At 38.7% G+C, this 15,735-nt stretch carries 17 protein-coding genes and 1 riboswitch; of the genes, 9 read left to right on the top strand and 8 right to left on the bottom strand.

The genetic code is table 11. The features are described from left to right. The first annotated feature begins 4 nt into the window (after positions 1 to 4). The 4 genes from MWU56_RS12545 to MWU56_RS12530 are packed head-to-tail and all read left to right on the top strand — an operon-like array spanning position 5 to position 2,572. A complete protein-coding gene (locus tag MWU56_RS12545) occupies positions 5 to 271 on the top strand; it encodes a DUF3098 domain-containing protein (protein ID WP_247044867.1) in 267 nt (88 codons plus the stop codon). Between the two features lies 1 nt (position 272). Further along, a complete protein-coding gene (locus MWU56_RS12540; protein WP_247044865.1) occupies positions 273 to 1,067 on the top strand; it encodes an undecaprenyl-diphosphate phosphatase in 795 nt (264 codons plus the stop codon). Positions 1,068 to 1,098: 31 nt separating this feature from the next. Next, positions 1,099 to 1,803 (top strand): tRNA pseudouridine(55) synthase TruB, encoded by a 705-nt coding sequence (gene truB, locus MWU56_RS12535; RefSeq protein WP_247044863.1) that lies wholly within the window; start codon positions 1,099 to 1,101, stop codon positions 1,801 to 1,803. A 49-nt stretch (positions 1,804 to 1,852) separates the two neighbouring features. Further along, positions 1,853 to 2,572: an energy transducer TonB gene (locus MWU56_RS12530; protein WP_247044862.1), complete on the top strand. Its 720-nt coding sequence runs from the start codon at positions 1,853 to 1,855 to the stop codon at positions 2,570 to 2,572. Here the strand turns inward: MWU56_RS12530 and MWU56_RS12525 are convergent. Beyond that, a complete protein-coding gene (locus MWU56_RS12525) occupies positions 2,555 to 3,175 on the bottom strand; it encodes a thioredoxin family protein (RefSeq protein ID WP_247044861.1) in 621 nt (206 codons plus the stop codon). The genes MWU56_RS12530 and MWU56_RS12525 overlap by 18 nt on opposite strands. 238 nt (positions 3,176 to 3,413) lie before the next feature. Here MWU56_RS12525 and MWU56_RS12520 point away from each other — a divergent pair, with 238 nt between their 5' ends. Next, the gene (locus tag MWU56_RS12520; RefSeq protein ID WP_247044860.1) at positions 3,414 to 3,977 is read left to right on the top strand and encodes a DNA-3-methyladenine glycosylase I; all 564 of its coding nucleotides are present in this window, start codon (positions 3,414 to 3,416) and stop codon (positions 3,975 to 3,977) included. Between the two features lie 26 nt (positions 3,978 to 4,003). Here MWU56_RS12520 and aat read toward each other — a convergent pair whose 3' ends face one another. Together aat and MWU56_RS12510 are read right to left on the bottom strand one after the other, a co-directional pair. Further along, a complete protein-coding gene (aat, locus tag MWU56_RS12515) occupies positions 4,004 to 4,660 on the bottom strand; it encodes a leucyl/phenylalanyl-tRNA--protein transferase (protein WP_247044859.1) in 657 nt (218 codons plus the stop codon). Between the two features lie 93 nt (positions 4,661 to 4,753). Beyond that, positions 4,754 to 5,131 (bottom strand): DUF3127 domain-containing protein, encoded by a 378-nt coding sequence (locus MWU56_RS12510; protein ID WP_247044858.1) that lies wholly within the window; start codon positions 5,129 to 5,131, stop codon positions 4,754 to 4,756. Positions 5,132 to 5,251: 120 nt separating this feature from the next. On the opposite strand from MWU56_RS12510, the gene MWU56_RS12505 reads away from it, so the two are divergent. Then, positions 5,252 to 6,403, top strand: coding sequence for a sensor histidine kinase (locus MWU56_RS12505; RefSeq protein WP_247044857.1), 1,152 nt, complete (start codon positions 5,252 to 5,254; stop codon positions 6,401 to 6,403). A gap of 3 nt (positions 6,404 to 6,406) precedes the next feature. Then, positions 6,407 to 6,757, top strand: coding sequence for a hypothetical protein (locus MWU56_RS12500; RefSeq protein ID WP_247044856.1), 351 nt, complete (start codon positions 6,407 to 6,409; stop codon positions 6,755 to 6,757). Here MWU56_RS12500 and MWU56_RS12495 read toward each other — a convergent pair. Next, positions 6,754 to 7,143, bottom strand: a complete 390-nt coding sequence (locus MWU56_RS12495) for an HIT family protein (RefSeq protein ID WP_247044855.1) — start codon at positions 7,141 to 7,143, stop codon at positions 6,754 to 6,756. The two genes, MWU56_RS12500 and MWU56_RS12495, sit on opposite strands and share 4 nt — an antisense overlap. A 69-nt stretch (positions 7,144 to 7,212) precedes the next feature. Continuing rightward, positions 7,213 to 7,689, bottom strand: coding sequence for a transcription elongation factor GreA (gene greA, locus MWU56_RS12490; protein WP_247044854.1), 477 nt, complete (start codon positions 7,687 to 7,689; stop codon positions 7,213 to 7,215). 187 nt (positions 7,690 to 7,876) lie between these two features. On the opposite strand from greA, the gene MWU56_RS12485 reads away from it, so the two are divergent. Further along, positions 7,877 to 8,314, top strand: a complete 438-nt coding sequence (locus MWU56_RS12485) for a Rieske (2Fe-2S) protein (RefSeq protein ID WP_247044852.1) — start codon at positions 7,877 to 7,879, stop codon at positions 8,312 to 8,314. Here the strand turns inward: MWU56_RS12485 and MWU56_RS12480 are convergent, their stop codons facing one another. Both MWU56_RS12480 and MWU56_RS12475 read right to left on the bottom strand, forming a co-directional pair. Then, the gene (locus MWU56_RS12480; protein WP_247044851.1) at positions 8,315 to 9,316 is read right to left on the bottom strand and encodes a Gfo/Idh/MocA family protein; all 1,002 of its coding nucleotides are present in this window, start codon (positions 9,314 to 9,316) and stop codon (positions 8,315 to 8,317) included. A 35-nt stretch (positions 9,317 to 9,351) separates the two neighbouring features. After that, positions 9,352 to 11,652, bottom strand: a complete 2,301-nt coding sequence (locus MWU56_RS12475; RefSeq protein ID WP_247044850.1) for a TonB-dependent receptor — start codon at positions 11,650 to 11,652, stop codon at positions 9,352 to 9,354. An 83-nt stretch (positions 11,653 to 11,735) separates the two neighbouring features. Continuing rightward, a riboswitch (TPP riboswitch) is annotated at positions 11,736 to 11,829 on the bottom strand. A gap of 99 nt (positions 11,830 to 11,928) precedes the next feature. On the opposite strand from MWU56_RS12475, the gene MWU56_RS12470 reads away from it, so the two are divergent. Beyond that, positions 11,929 to 14,367 (top strand): ATP-binding protein, encoded by a 2,439-nt coding sequence (locus MWU56_RS12470; protein WP_247044849.1) that lies wholly within the window; start codon positions 11,929 to 11,931, stop codon positions 14,365 to 14,367. On the opposite strand, the gene MWU56_RS12465 is transcribed toward MWU56_RS12470, so the two are convergent. Continuing rightward, on the bottom strand, positions 14,342 to 15,685 hold the full coding sequence (locus tag MWU56_RS12465) for a sigma-54-dependent transcriptional regulator (protein ID WP_247044848.1): 1,344 nt from the start codon (positions 15,683 to 15,685) through the stop codon (positions 14,342 to 14,344). The two genes, MWU56_RS12470 and MWU56_RS12465, sit on opposite strands and share 26 nt — an antisense overlap. Between the last annotated feature and the right edge of the window lie 50 nt (positions 15,686 to 15,735).

Here is a 15,735-nt window from a genome sequence, read left to right as displayed (position 1 = left end):
CGATATGAGCAAGAAAAACAAAAATGAGCAAAAGCCTACCAAAGCGTTTGTTTTCCAAAAGAAAAATTACCTCTTTTTATTTATTGGTATCGCCTTTATAGTACTTGGTTATATTTTAATGAGCGGAGGTGGAAGCGACGATCCAGAGGTATTCAATCCCGAGATTTATAATTTTAGAAGAATTCGTCTTGCCCCTACATTGATTCTAATTGGTCTTGGCATTCAAGTATATGCCATTTTATTGAACCCTAACAAGAAAAACAAGGAGTAAATTGGAGTTAATTGATGCTATAATCCTAGGTATTATTCAAGGATTGACCGAATTCTTACCTGTTTCCTCCAGTGGTCACTTAGAATTGGGGAAAGCCATATTGGGAGCACAAGCCGTTCCAGAAGAAAGTCTTTTGTTCACGGTCGTTTTACATTTTGCTACGGCTTTAAGTACTTTGGTGGTATTTAGAAAAGATGTTTTTGATATTCTAAAGGGCCTATTTCAGTTTAAATGGAATGAAGAGACCAAATTTTCTTTGAAGATTATCATCTCCATGATTCCCGCCGCATTGATTGGTTTATTTTTAAATGATTTTATTGAAGTCTTTTTTGATGGCGCCATTATCATTGTCGGTATTATGCTCATAATTACAGCTTTTTTACTGTACTTGGCGGATTTTGCCAAAACTACAGAAAAAGCGGTTTCGTTTCGAAGTTCTTTTGTAATCGGTATGGCACAGGCTGTAGCTATACTTCCTGGTATTTCGCGTAGTGGGGCCACTATTTCAACAGCCGTACTTTTAGGGGTGGACAAATCCAAATCAGCACGTTTTTCATTTTTAATGGTAGTGCCTCTTATTTTGGGGAAAGTGGCCAAAGACCTAATGGGTGGTGAGATCTCATTTCAAGGTGACCAGGCCGTGGCCATGGGGGCAGGATTTGTAGCTGCCTTTATTGCTGGGCTGGCAGCCTGTACATGGATGATTAAACTAGTGCGCCAGAGCAAACTTATCTATTTTGCCATCTATTGTTTGATTGTGGGCCTTATTGCTCTAGCTTGGAGTATTTGGGGATAGATCAGTATATTTGCCCTCAAACCCCAAATTTTTGAACACCAAAGAAGATTTCTTAAACGGTCAAATTCTATTGATTGACAAACCATTGGAATGGAGTTCGTTCCAAGCGGTAAATGCATTAAAATGGGCCATTCGGAAAAAATTTAGTCTCAAAAAGATAAAAATTGGTCACGCTGGCACTTTGGATCCTTTGGCTACAGGATTACTGGTAATTTGTACTGGAAAATTTACCAAAAAAATTCCCGAGCTTCAAGGGCAGGTCAAAGAATACACGGGTACCTTCACCTTGGGAGGCACTACACCATCTTATGATTTGGAGACAGAGGTAAATGAAACGTTTCCAACCGATCATATCACGGATGCATCCATCAAAGAGGCCACAAAACAGTTTTTAGGTGAGATCGAGCAAATACCTCCTATCTTTTCAGCCTTAAAAAAAGATGGAAAACGATTGTACGAACTTGCTCGCGAAGGCAAACAAGTCGAAATAAAATCACGAAAAATAGAAATCCTCGAATTTGAGATTACTCGAATTGAACGTCCCAAAGTCCAGTTCAGGGTGGTATGTAGCAAAGGAACCTACATTCGGTCCTTAGCACATGATTTTGGTAAAGTTTTGGATTCTGGAGCCCATTTGTCGGAACTGAGAAGAACCAAGATAGGTGAATTTAACGTAGATAATGCTACAACCCCCGATGTCTTTAAGGCGAATTTGGGTGTTAACACCTCTTCCTGAGATAGGTCGAGATAAAATATTTTTGTAAAATAGCGGTTATAGTTAAACCATGAACTTAAACAAGAGCCAGTTATCTCTTTTGATTACTTTATTCTCTATGTCCATAGTGATTTTATTGCTATTCAATATTCACTTAGGAAGCATACAAGAGGATGAGTATGTCATTGAAATGAGCTTGGCGGATGAAGATATTGAAAAACTTCTTGAAGAAGAGGAGGAACGATTGGAGGAAATGAAAGCCGACAATAATCCTATCAAAAGCCATATGGCCGTTAACCAAACCGCAAAACCAAGTGTTGGCAATCCTGAACCCCTAAAGACTTTGGAAGAGCTTATAGAAGAAAGAGCCTTGAACAGTGAAACTGGGGAATATGCCGATAATTCCGCTTTTGAAGAACAACTGAAACAATTACGTGCACAGCGTGACGAGAAAAAAGAGAAATTAGGTGAACGTGATGCCCATAAAGAAGAATTCACCGATTATTTGAAAGATCGGCAAACTTCCATTTCATATTCTTTATTGGAGCGAAATGCATACTATCTACCTCCACCAATTTACACCTGTATTGAAGGTGGCAAAGTAGTTGTTAATATTGCTGTGGACAACAACGGATATGTTACTGAAGCCAGTTTTAACGATAAAAGTTCTGGGACCAGTAATGGTTGTTTAGTGGACAATGCTATTGCGTACGCTCTAAAGGCACGTTTTAGCCCAGATTCCAAAAATTCTCAAATTGGCACCATCACCTATCTATTTCAGAGTAAGTAATTCCAAGATATCTTCCAGTATATTTTGACCTTTGTTTTTGTTGTACCACACCTGTAGTTCTTGCTTGAACTCATCGGTTAATTTGCCATGCATTCTTTTACAGTCCTCCACCATTTGGGTGGCGATACTGGGTCTTGGACCCCATTCGCCAATAATTGCATCGTTACCCTTATCCCAAACGACCAATTTTGGAATGGAACGTGAACCATTGGTAAGAAAAGCATCCATCAATTCGAGATTTTCATCCCGTAAAATTACGCTCAAGGTGATATTTGGACTTGTGTCGGCAATTTTGTTCAATACAGGCAAACTGGCAGCAGCATCTCCACACCAACTTTCAGATAGCACCAAAAACACTAGCTCTTTATCCACCGATTTTAACTTTTCACCAATGCCTTCGGGTATTTTAAAGGTTTTATCCCAACGGGTCATTCTTCTTTCGCCAAGTTTGGTATAATTCACCAAAGCTTCGGTTTGTTCTGGGCCCGTGGTCTTCCCCGATTTGGCCAATTGACTAACCAAATCACGGTATACTGCATAATCCATTCCTTTTGCAATATATTCCCGTATTATTTTCAATCTATTTTTTTCTAAAACTTCCATACATGTTTTTTCAAAAGTACGCAGGGTAATCTGCACATTCTCTGACTTTTGTCATTGGTTGTTATTGGAAGTCAATCCTTACATTATTATGCAACAAAGCAAATCAGCAAAAACTGACAATTGTACTCAACATAATCTGTTGTTTGATTTTCGAGAACTTCGAACAAAAATACCCTTATCATTCTTTGTATAATTAATCCGCTGTTTTTATTTTATTTTTGATAAAAACTGGTTTGTAATGGAAAAACATAGGTGTGGATGGTGCTTGGGTGACCCGCTATATGAGGCTTATCACGATAACGAATGGGGAGTTCCCGTAAAAGATGATGCCACCCTGTTCGAGTTCTTGGTTCTTGAAACCTTTCAGGCAGGTTTGAGCTGGATCACCATTTTGCGAAAGCGAGAAAATTTTAGAAAAGCTTTTGATCAATTTGACTACAAAAAGATTGCAAACTACAGCCAAACCAAGATTGATATCCTATTGCAGGATTCGGGAATTATCAGAAATAAATTAAAAGTAAACGCAACGGTATCCAATGCCCAAGCTTTTATGGAAATTCAAAAAGAATTTGGAAGTTTTAGGAACTACATTTGGGGCTTTGTGAATGGTAAACCCATTAAAAACAAATGGGTAAATTATAAAGACGCCCCTGCGACCACAACCTTGTCCGACACCATTTGCAAGGATTTAAAAAAAAGAGGGTTCAAATTTGTGGGCAGTACGGTAATTTACGCCCATATGCAGGCAACAGGCATGGTAAACGACCATGAAACAAACTGTTTTAGGTATCACGAGGTTTAACGGATATTCCGTTTTCCAACCCACATCTATCCCTGTAAGATTTTCAAAAATTCTTCTCTGGGAATCAATTCGGCCCCCAAACTCTCCAAATGGTTTGTATGAACTTGGCAATCGATAAGCTGATATCCTGTTCCACCCAATTCCTTGGCCATTTTTATAAAAGCAAATTTAGAGGCATTGGGCCGTATACTGAACATACTTTCACCGCAGAAAACATGGCCAAGATCAACCCCATAAAGACCACCTACCAATTCACCATCTTCCCAAACTTCAAATGATCTAGCATAACCCTTTTTATAAAGGTTTATATATGCTGTTTTCATTTCGGGACTGATCCATGTGCCCTCTTGGTCTTTTCGCCCAATTGTTGCGCAATGATCCATCACCTCCTCAAAACAAGAGTTTTGGGTAAGGGTAAATGTTCCATCGCGAATTACCTTTCGCATGCTTTTGGATACTTTTACCTTTTCCGGGAAAAGTACCATTCTTGGGTCGGGTGTCCACCATAGAATCAATGAATCATCATTGAACCAAGGAAAAATTCCATTTTTATAGGCCAACAACAATCTTTCGGGGGACAAATCACCTCCTACGGCAAGTAGCCCGTCCTCACTGGCGGTGGAAACGGGCGGAAACTCCAACCTTGTGCTTAAAAAATGTAAGGGAGTATTTTCCACAAGCAATTTTTTCTAAAAATACAAATCGGGCCAAAAACAAGAAAATCTGAACACAAGGTTCAGATTTTCAACGTTAATATTATTACCAGCAACTATCCTTTAGAAAGGCAGATCATCATGATCCTCCTCATTTAGGTCATCTGCGGGTTCAAAGGCTTCCATTGGCGGAACAGGAGGCATATTGTCCGATCCTTGTTCCTGTTGCGGGCTTTCTATCCTCCATCCTTGAATAGAGTTGAAATACTTGGTCTCGCCTTGCGGGTTTACCCATTCCCTACCTCTTAGATTTATACTGATTTTAACCGTTTGGCCAACTTTAAAATTGTTCAGCAAATCGCATTTATCCTGTACAAACTCAACCAATATATGTTGTGGATATTGTTCTTCAGTAGTTACGACCACCTCTCTTTTTCTGAAACCATTGTTTCCATATGTTTTGGTCTCATCTATCATTTTGATTCTTCCCTGAACTTCCATGCAATGTTAATTTTGTTGAAAAATCAAAAATACATAAAATGAATTCCATTGGTTACCGTTATTTCAACTAACTATCAACATGTTTTCCATTTATTATCTTTAAAAAGAAATTGACCACCAATGAACTTTAGTCTAAAACGGAAAACCTCCAACATTATAATGCTGATTTCGGCATTCATTATTGTGAGTCTAATTTTATGGAACACCAATAGTTTTTTTAGACAGTTTAAAGAAGAGGAACGTTTAAAAATGGAAATTTGGGCCACGGCTCAATTAGAACTAATTCAATCTTCAGTGGATCAAGAATTGGGGAACCTGACCCTTAAAGTTCTGGGCAACAACACTTCTACCCCCATGATTTTGGTGAACGAGGAAGGGTCCTACAAAACCCACAATATTTCGGAGGACAAAATGGCTGACAGCCTTTACATTCTAAAGAAAATTACACAATTCAAAAGTGAAAATGAGCCGATTCAGATTATTCAAGAAGAGGAATTATTGGAAACCTTGTATTATGGCAATTCGGAGGTTTTAAACAGGTTAAAGTACTATCCATTGGCTTTACTTTTAATTATTTTCCTGTTCGGAGCTGTTATCTTCTTTTTCTTTAGGACAAACAAAGCTTCTGAACAGAACAAGCTTTGGGCGGGCATGGCCAAGGAAACAGCACACCAAATCGGCACACCCCTTACCTCATTATTGGGTTGGAACGAATTATTGAAATCTGAAGATATAAACCCGGAAGTAACTCGCGAAATTGCGAAAGACATAGATCGATTGGAAACCATTACCGAACGATTTTCCAAAATTGGATCTGTCCCCGAATTACGAGAGCACGACATTGTTGCCGAAACTAAACTAGCCTACGAGTACCTTAAGCAACGTAGCTCAAAATTGGTACATTTTTCTTTTAGCTCCAACGTGGACAAAGCTTTTGTGTTAATGAATCCACCTCTTTATAATTGGAGCATCGAGAATCTTGTGAAAAATGGAATCGATGCCATGAAAGGTAAAGGGAACATCGCCATTCAAATTGAAAAAAAGGGGCAAAATATTAATATTATGGTATCGGATACCGGTCATGGTATCACCAAAAGTGATTTTCAGAATATTTTTAACCCAGGAGTTACTTCTAAGCAAAGAGGCTGGGGTTTAGGTCTTTCGTTGGTAAAAAGAATTGTTGAAGAATACCATAAAGGAAAAATTAAAGTATTTTCGTCTAGTAAAGAAGGAACTATCATGCAAATTTCCCTCCGTGAACTAGAAATATAAATTATGGCAAAGGAAAAACAACTTGTAATTCAAGAAGCTGATATTACCAACAATTGCCCCGAATGCTTTAATCAGGAACTTAAGATTACATTTTACCAAAAACACACATTTAACGCTCTTTTCCATAGAACTACAGGGGTGGTTACACACGAAATCAAGTGCAAAACATGTAATTCTATTATTTACCCGGTAAACTGGACCCCGGATATTGAGCGGGTTTTTGACTACTATAATAAATTGACAAAGCCAGATAGACCCGCAGTACGGTTTACCATGTTATTTTTCATCATTTTGGTGTTGATGCTTTGTCTAGTTGCAGCTGGGGTATATTTTTTCTTAGAAAACTATAATTAAAGGTAGGATCTAATTTCTGCTGCGACTTTCTCAAACTGTTCTTCAGAAAGACTTTGTTTATGCTGAAAAGTGGCGTTTGCCATACTCTGTAGTGGGATTAGGTGTACATGCACATGTGGTACCTCCAAACCAATGACCGATATCCCAACACGTTTACAGGGAACAGCTTTTTCAATGGCAAGTCCAACCTTGCGCGAAAACGCCATTAGTTTCATATACGATTCTTCGTCTAAATCCAGAATCTTGTCCACTTCCTTTTTGGGAACGCAGAGTGTGTGACCCATTGTATTCGGATTTATGTCCAAAAAAGCAAAATTATCGTCGTCCTCCGCAATTTTATAACAAGGTATTTCGCCATTAATGATTTTAGTGAAGATGCTGGCCATTATAATTCAATTTTAGAATAAAAAAATCCCGTTACGCGACGGGATTAAATATAATGAATTTAATTACTGCTACTCTCTTGTAATCTCCAAAATTTCAAATTTTAAGGTTCCGTTAGGGACCTTAATCTCGGCTGTATCGCCAACCTTTTTACCTAACAATCCTTTTCCAATTGGAGATGTTACGGAGATTTTCCCTGTTTTAAGATCGGCTTCGCTCTCAGCTACCAAGGTATATTTCATTTCCATACCGTTGGCTTGGTTCTTTATCTTCACCGTAGAAAGCACCAGTATTTTGGAATTGTCCAATTGGGATTCATCTATCAAGCGTGCATTGGCCAAGGTTTCTTCCATTTTAGAAATTTTCATCTCCAAAAGACCTTGAGCCTCTTTGGCTGCATCGTATTCTGCATTTTCGGAAAGATCTCCTTTGTCCCTTGCCTCTCCTATGGCTTGGGATGCCTTGGGACGCTCAACATCTTTTAGTTGATTAAGCTCATCCCTCAATTTTTTTAATCCTTCAGGTGTGTAGTATGAAACTTTGCTCATATCGTTAAATTTTAATGCAATAAGGCATTGAAGAAAATCAAAAAATTTCCCCAATGTACTCTTACTTTACAAATACAAAAAATCCTCAACTATACCCATGACCTGCACGGTATTTTTGCGAGGATTTAACGCAAATATAGGCAATTTTTCATCAACTTTGCCTAAGAAACGTTTTCAAACACCCACTATGAAACACTTCTGGACCATTGGTCTTTTAGCACTAATTTTATCTTGCAGTTCGGACACCACAAACCGAAATCCTTACCTGCAAGAGGTAGGATTTAGGCTTGAACTAAATCTAAATCTTCCGCTATATAACGACCTCAACAATATTGGCAACCCTATTTATGTGCCCAACAATGGAGTGGGTACACGAGGTGCTTTTGTAATCAAATCCAGTTTGAACACATTTTACGCTTTCGAGGCTAGTTGCCCAAACCATGCGCCAAACGACTGTTCAACGATGACCATTGATGGGCAAAACGTGGTTTGTAGCTGTGAGGGTTATACTTATAGCCTTTTTACAGGACAGCAATTAGATCGGCCAGATGATGGAAACAGGTATTACGACCTTCTTTTTTACAGTGCCACCCAAAGTGGAAACACGGTGACAATATCCAATTGATCAATTACCGTTTAAAATCCTTTCCATTACGCAATTGGTTTGCAAACCGGATTTTCCTGTTGATGGATGTACTGTCTTGCCCAAAAGATGGTTTTTGATATTTTGCACATGAAACTCTTGAATGTGCTCGGGATGCGAAATTTTCATAATCTGATGCCCCAATGCATTTTCCAACTCAATTGGTGCTTCATCCAGTACTGCAAAACGTATAATTCCTTCGGAGCCTAGAATTTCTACTTTATCCGTTCGGTTTAGTGTGCCAAAATTCCAAATCCCTGAACCCGTAATGCCTCCTTTGTGCATCCAATTAGCAGTAACGGAATCAAAAGCAGAGTACAACCCAAGTTGGTTGGTTGCAAGTCCATTTGCCTCTGTAATTTCTTCCAAAAGAAAAGTAAACAAATCCAAACCATGACTGGCCAAATCATCAAAATACCCACCACGGGCGATGTTCTTGTCGGTTCGCCAACTGTATTTATTTTTCAAATCCACTTCGTTCGGTGGTTTGGTCTTTTGCCAGTGGATATGTCGTACATCACCTATCAACCCATCATCCAGCCATTGTTTTATTTTTAAAAAGCGGGGCAACGAACGACGATAATAAGCAATAAAAAGTGGAATGTCCTTGGAACTAAATGCTTCGTAAATAGCCAAGCTGTCAGCATAATTTGGAGCCATGGGCTTTTCCACACAACAGGGTTTGCCAACCTCGGCCACTTTTAAAGCATAAAATTTATGGCTGTCAGGTGGAGTAGCAATATATATCGCATCTATTTCGGGATTGTTGATTACCTCATCGGCATTGGTAGTCCATTTAGGAATGTGATGCCGCCGAGCATAATCTTCGGCTTTTTCGGCATTGCGACACATCACCATCTCAACACTAAAACCAGGGGTTAGTTTATAAGCGGGTAAACTTTTCTTTTCTGTGACACTGCCGCAACCTATTACGCCCCATCGAAAGGGTTTGTCTTTAGAAAAATGAAAACGGGATTCTGCCATTGTGTTAAATTACAGAATCCCGTTGGTTTAAAATATTAAAAATTAACCGTTGCCCCCAAAAGGAAGTTGATTCCAGCTTGTGGGTAGAATCCGGCCCCTTCGATAGTGGTCACCGATCCTGGATTGGACCAATTATCATCATAAGTATAAAAATACCCGTTTGAAACAATGTCGGCATCAAAAACATTGTTCACAAGCCCAGACAACACAATACTTTTTACAAAGGAATTGGTGTTGATGGTGTATTGTACATTAAAATCTGTTTGTGTGTAACTGTCCAAAACAGAGCTTTCAGAATCTACATTTCCCATATACTGTTTTCCAACAAATTTTGAGAGCAAGGAAACCTGAAAATTCGCATTGGGTTGATAGGAAATAATATTACCTGCAATTAGCTGTGGAGAATAGGCGATGTGGGTATTCCCTAAATTTTGGAGCACTCCATCTCGCTCAAAGAAGAAATCAACGTTTCTATTATCGCTCAAAGCAATGTTTGGTTTCCATTGGAACACGCTGGACAATCTAACATTTGCATCGATTTCCAGACCCAGTCGGTAGCTATCACCTACATTGGACCTCAACGGGGCGCCTACATCATTCAACTCTCCAGTTAGAACCAGTTGGTCCTTGTATCGCATATAATATACATTGGTATTCAACTGAAAACTTGGTGACACATACCTCCACCCAAGCTCAAAATCGTTAAGCTTTTCCGGTTTTGGGCTTCCACTCTCATAATCGTTTCGGTTGGGTTCCCTATTGGCTCTTGCATAAGATAGATAGAAGTTGTTGTTACGGTTCAAATCGAATGTTATACCAGCCTTGGGGTTAAAAAAATTAAAGCTGTCGTCCACCAATCCCGTATCATCTCCATTAGCTTCATAACTGACTCCACGGTATTGTACATCACCGAACAAAGACCATTGATCAGTTAATGTATAATTGACCTTGGTGTAAATATTGAAATCGGTCTTAGTAGAGGTATCGTCGTAATACCTATCATTTATTTGGCTATTAACTGCATACTCGGCCCAGATTATCTCACCAAAATGATCTCCTTTGTACTCATTGTAACCACCCCCCATGATGAGCTCAAGATTGTCATTGTTGTATGTAGCGGAAAAAATGGTTCCATAAAAATCATTGTCCAACCACCTTCTACGGATCAGATCTGTGTTTTCCACCAAATCACCGTTCACCATAATTGGTTCAAAACCATAGGTGTCAAAATCATCATCGTTCCTAAATTGTTCAAAGAAACCTCGTCCTCGGGTATAGTGCACTGCCAAATGGGTGTTCCAATTGGAATTCCAAGTTTCGTACCAATGCAATTGAAAATGATCTTGCTTGTAATCGTCGACTTCGTTGTCGTATGTATAATAATTATACCTTCTGTCAGAGTTCCTTAGGTTTTCAGCTTCTTCTTCTGAAAAACCATTGTTTATGATATATTGCTCAACGCCATCAGTATCATTTTCTATTCTCGCCAAAGGTGTTCCGTACCATGCCTGATAGGTAACCTCATGTCCTCCAAAAAGCAAGGCTTTGACAAAGGTGTTGTCATCTTTATAAGCTCCTTGCAAGAAATAGCCATCCAGTTCCGAAGTTGCTCTATCTATGTAACCATCGGACGTTACCCTTGACAACCGTCCAGAGAATTCAAAATGATCATTAATTAACCCCGTGCTGAACTTTACATTGTTCCGAAGGGTGCTAAAACTTCCAATGGATGAAGAAATCCTAGCATAAGCTTCTGGCGAAAAGGCATCCGTTAGCATATTTAAACTGGCTCCAAAAGCACCTGCCCCATTGGTAGATGTACCTACACCACGCTGCAATTGCAAACTTTGGGTAGATGAAGCGAAATCGGGCAAGTTTACCCAAAAAGTTCCCTGCGATTCGGCGTCGTTATATGGAACACCGTTTATGGTAACGTTTACCCGGGTCGCATCGCTACCCCGTACACGCATACTCGTGTACCCTATCCCCGCTCCCGCATCGGATGTGGTGACCACGGCCGGCATAAAATTCATTAGAATAGGTACATCTTGGCCCAAATTTCGTGGAGTCAACTCCTCCTTGTCCAAGTCTGAAAAAGTAATAGGAAACTCTTTGGTTACCCTTACGGCTTGTACTAATACCTCATCCAGCACCACTTTTTCTCCCTCAAGACTGTCAAGCGGCTTATCTTGTGCATGCATAGCAAGCGCTACACCAAAAAAGGTAAATGTTGTACATAAAATTTTAATGCGGTTCCTGTGATTGTGTCTTGTCGGTCGCATTGAACCGCCATTTGAACGGGCGGTCAATTGTTGAATAATTGAATAGAGTTTCATTCGTAAAAATGTTACGAATAAAAGGGGTCATTATTCTTTGTTAGTAAATGATTTTTGTTTCTTAAAGAAACATAGAAAGTCCAAGATGCGACTTGCGCATTCCCTTGGCGGCATTACCCGCCCAGGTTCATTGGGTATAATCTCAGCCTTTTAATAAAAGCACCCCTTTGAGATGGGGCAAATGTAAGATGGGAATATTGAATTTCATAAAAAACATCATAGAATTTTAACTTTTGATAACAACTATGTCCCCCAGGGTCGACCGTATATACAAGTATGCATCCTAAATCCAAAAAAAGATTTACGCTTAAAATTGTTCTTAGCTACGCGGTTTTGGGTGTTTTGGCCATACTCGCTGCATTTTTGATCTATAATGAGTTCAAAAGTTATGCTTCAACAAAAAATCAAGGGGAAAGCAATAAAAAACTATTAAAGGTAAATATGTTGCTGACCCAATTGTATGATGCCGAAAACCTATCCAAATTGGTTTTACAGACCAAAAAACCAGAAGATCTACAGTCCTATGCACAAAAAGTGGATTCAATAACACAATTTATAGAATCCTTGAAGCCTTTGGCAAAAACCAATTATGGAGACCAAAGCTCAAAGCTTGACAGTGTTCAATTACTATTGAAACAAAAGGTTTTTAACAATGCCGAATTAAGAAATTTAAAAGTAAAAAATGAAAACAGTACTTCTTTAGATTCAGTTTTGAAAGCTTTTCATGAGATGGAGGTGGATATGGGCAGAATAACCCCTAGTACATTTGCTCCAAACTTTGATGAGTTGCCACCCAAAACACAAGAGTACATCAAAGATTACGTGGCCATACTCAATAGAAATATTCCAAATTCTGGTGGGAACACAGACGCCAACAATATCGACTCCATTTTAGAAGTGTCCAAATCCATTTTAAACCAAGCTAAAACAGTAACAGCTTCGGTGGAACGCAGCGTACTGCAAAAAGAACTCGAGATCTATCGTACCGATCTTGAACTTTCTCAAAAATTGCGAAGTATTCTAACTGGTTTTGAGCGGGAAATGACTCGGAACTCCTATCTCGACAACCTAAAACAAGAGCAAACTTTGAAAAAAAGTTTTCGATTGGCTGCAGGTGCCGTTCTTTTGGGACTGCTTACAGTGATATTGTTCACACTAATGATATCCAAAGATTACTGGAAGGTACAACAATACCGACTACAACTCGAAAAGGCCAAAAAATATTCTGAATCACTTCTAAGAAGTAGGGAACAACTCATTTCAACCGTTAGCCACGATTTACGAACCCCTCTCAATACCATTAGCGGTTACTCCGATTTGATTGAACAAAGTGGATTGAACACAAAACAACAGAACCATCTGAATAAGATTAAATCTTCTTCAGAATATGTGCAAAAACTGGTAAACGATCTTTTAGATTATTCCAAACTAGAGGCCGGAAAAATTAAATTGGACAAGGTTCCATTTGAACTTACTCAATTACTTGAGGAAATTACGGTCGATTTTGAAGAAATCCGGTCAAAAAAAGGAGTATCGCTTCAATTGGAAATAGATGAAGATCTAAAAACTCCTATAAACACCGACCCATTTAGAATAAGGCAAATCCTAACGAACCTCATAGGAAATGCCTTTAAGTTTACCCAATCCGGCCATGTTAAGATTTGCGCAAAAGTGGAAGTTAAAAACAAAGTCAAATGGCTTAGGGTCGATGTTGAAGATACGGGAATTGGCATCTCAAGAAAAAACCAGGAATCCATTTTCCAAGAGTTTACCCAAGTAAAGGAACTTTCTCAAAAAGTGCATGTTGGCTATGGCCTCGGGCTTACAATATCCAAAAAATTAACCGAATTATTGGGCGGTAAATTAAGTTTAAAAAGTAAAATGAACCAAGGAAGTACTTTTACCGTTCAGATTCCAGTAACGTTTTCCAAAAAGGAATTGATCAAAAACAACTTCAACAAACACATCTCTCAACCCGAAGCTCTATCCATTTTGGTTATCGATGATGATGAGAACATGTTGGGTCTCATTTCTGAACTCTGCAAGGTAAACGATATTCAAACAACAACGTTTACAGACTTTAATAAGTTTGAACTTTCGAAAATCAACCAATTTGACGCTGTGCTTACCGACATTCAAATGCCAACAATAAATGGGTTTTCAGTTTTAAAAGCAATCAAAAAATTAGAGTCAAATATTTCCGTAATTGCTATGACAGGACAGCAAATCGACAAAAAGAAAGATTATTTAAACGCTGGTTTCACAGATGTTATCCAAAAACCTTTTTCTGCTAAAACGCTCTTACAAGTTTTAAATTTCATAAAAAAACCGAATATTAAAAGTGATGTTCCGGATACTGGTTCTTCGATGTTTACTGTTGACAACATTTCAGCATTTTTAGAAGATAAAATATCGGTAAAAGAGGTTTTACAAGTATTTTTAAAGAGTTCCAGTCAAAATATTGACTTTTTATTTTTCGCTGCGGAAGAGCAAGATTACCCTCGTATCAGGGCTATTTCCCATAAGATTTTACCAATGTTCCGGCAACTAGAGGCTCAAAACGCCATTGATTTACTTGAGGTCTTGCAGGACATTCCAGACGACACCCAAGAGGATAAGGTGTTAAAGATACTTTCGGAACTAAAAATTGCTTTGTCCAAATTGGAAACTCAAATTCAGGGTTATTTAGCTAAACTTTCAGTTGGTATTGATTGATTTTATTATAGAGTGTTTTACGTGTAATCTGCAAGAGCTTTGCTGCTTTACTTTTATTAAAGTTGGTTTGTTTTAAAGCATTCAGAATTCGCTCTTTTTCATAATCTGATTTAGAAAAATTAGCTGCTTCATGCTTATTTACCGCATTTACAACCTCATCTGCCAAAGCGTTGGGAAACATAGTTTCCTCTTCAGAAAAAAGAACAGCTCTTTTTATCACATTTTTCATTTCGCGTAAATTTCCAGGCCAACTATATTGTTGAATGATACGTTTGGCATCTTCTGAAATTTCCAGAACATTCTTTTCCAATTCAGAATTGGCCTTTTCGAGGAAATAATCCGCAAACAATGGAATATCCTCCCGTCTTTCTCTCAAAGAAGGTACTTCAATGGAAAATTCATTGAGTCGATGATATAAATCCTCCCTAAAATCTCCCTCTTCCACAGCTTCGGAAAGATTCTCGTTGGTAGCGGCAATAATTCGAATATCGAGCTCAATTTCTTTTGTACTGCCGACCCGTTTAATTTTTCGTTCCTGAATAGCTCTTAATAACTGAATCTGATGCTCATAAGAAAGATTCCCTACTTCATCTAAAAAGAGTGTCCCCCCGTTTGCCGCTTCAAAATGACCTTTTTTTTCATCAACGGCTCCTGTAAAACTACCTTTTACATGTCCAAAAAATTCGCTAGTCGCAATTTCCTTGGGTATTGCACCACAATCTACTGCAACAAATTTCTCATTATTCCTTTTACTTGTTTCATGAATGGCATTTGCTGTGACCTCTTTTCCGGTACCACTTTCACCTGTAAGTAACACTGACATATTGGTTGGGGCTACCAACTCCACATATTGTTGAAGTTTTTTGGATTTTTCGCTTTGCCCTTTCAGAAAGTTGATTGGTTTCTTGTCCTCCTCTGGTAGTTTTGATTTTTTTATGGAAATATCATGCTCAGTAATATTAGCATTCAGGGCATCCTTGATTACGGAAAGAATCGCTTCGGGAGTAAATGGTTTCGAGATATAGTCAAATGCCCCTTTTTTGATGGCATTTACAGCGGTTTTCACTTCGGCATAACCTGTCATTAAAATAACCTGGGTTCTTGGTGACTCCCGTTTTACTTGTGGCAGTAGGGTTACCCCGTTGCCTTTTGGCAATCGTACATCAGACAAAATAATATCGAAGGTAGCTGTTGAAAGGATTCTCTCTGCATCTTTTAAGGAATAACTTGTGGATACGGCAAAACCATTCTTTGTCAAAAACTTTTGAAGCATTTGACAGAAAGCAGTATCGTCTTCAATGATTAAGATTTCGGGCATATCTCAGTTATCTAATATACGGCTCCTGCTTTTTTTCAGTTGCACCTGCA

The organism is Allomuricauda sp. F6463D (genome assembly GCF_023015965.1).
In the GTDB taxonomy this organism is placed as follows: Bacteria; Bacteroidota; Bacteroidia; order Flavobacteriales; family Flavobacteriaceae; genus Flagellimonas.
This window is presented reverse-complemented; position numbering and strand designations above follow the sequence as displayed.

Excerpts from the sequence above, each read along its gene's own strand:
- MWU56_RS12545 (WP_247044867.1), top strand. The coding sequence starts at position 5 with ATGAGCAAGAAAAACAAAAATGAGCAAAAGCCTACCAAAGCGTTTGTT.
- MWU56_RS12530 (WP_247044862.1), top strand. The coding sequence starts at position 1,853 with ATGAACTTAAACAAGAGCCAGTTATCTCTTTTGATTACTTTATTCTCT.
- MWU56_RS12525 (WP_247044861.1), bottom strand. The coding sequence starts at position 3,175 with ATGGAAGTTTTAGAAAAAAATAGATTGAAAATAATACGGGAATATATT.
- MWU56_RS12520 (WP_247044860.1), top strand. The coding sequence starts at position 3,414 with ATGGAAAAACATAGGTGTGGATGGTGCTTGGGTGACCCGCTATATGAG.
- MWU56_RS12510 (WP_247044858.1), bottom strand. The coding sequence starts at position 5,131 with ATGGAAGTTCAGGGAAGAATCAAAATGATAGATGAGACCAAAACATAT.
- MWU56_RS12505 (WP_247044857.1), top strand. The coding sequence starts at position 5,252 with ATGAACTTTAGTCTAAAACGGAAAACCTCCAACATTATAATGCTGATT.
- MWU56_RS12500 (WP_247044856.1), top strand. The coding sequence starts at position 6,407 with ATGGCAAAGGAAAAACAACTTGTAATTCAAGAAGCTGATATTACCAAC.
- MWU56_RS12495 (WP_247044855.1), bottom strand. The coding sequence starts at position 7,143 with ATGGCCAGCATCTTCACTAAAATCATTAATGGCGAAATACCTTGTTAT.
- greA (WP_247044854.1), bottom strand. The coding sequence starts at position 7,689 with ATGAGCAAAGTTTCATACTACACACCTGAAGGATTAAAAAAATTGAGG.
- MWU56_RS12485 (WP_247044852.1), top strand. The coding sequence starts at position 7,877 with ATGAAACACTTCTGGACCATTGGTCTTTTAGCACTAATTTTATCTTGC.
- MWU56_RS12480 (WP_247044851.1), bottom strand. The coding sequence starts at position 9,316 with ATGGCAGAATCCCGTTTTCATTTTTCTAAAGACAAACCCTTTCGATGG.
- MWU56_RS12475 (WP_247044850.1), bottom strand. The coding sequence starts at position 11,652 with ATGAAACTCTATTCAATTATTCAACAATTGACCGCCCGTTCAAATGGC.
- MWU56_RS12470 (WP_247044849.1), top strand. The coding sequence starts at position 11,929 with ATGCATCCTAAATCCAAAAAAAGATTTACGCTTAAAATTGTTCTTAGC.
- MWU56_RS12465 (WP_247044848.1), bottom strand. The coding sequence starts at position 15,685 with ATGCCCGAAATCTTAATCATTGAAGACGATACTGCTTTCTGTCAAATG.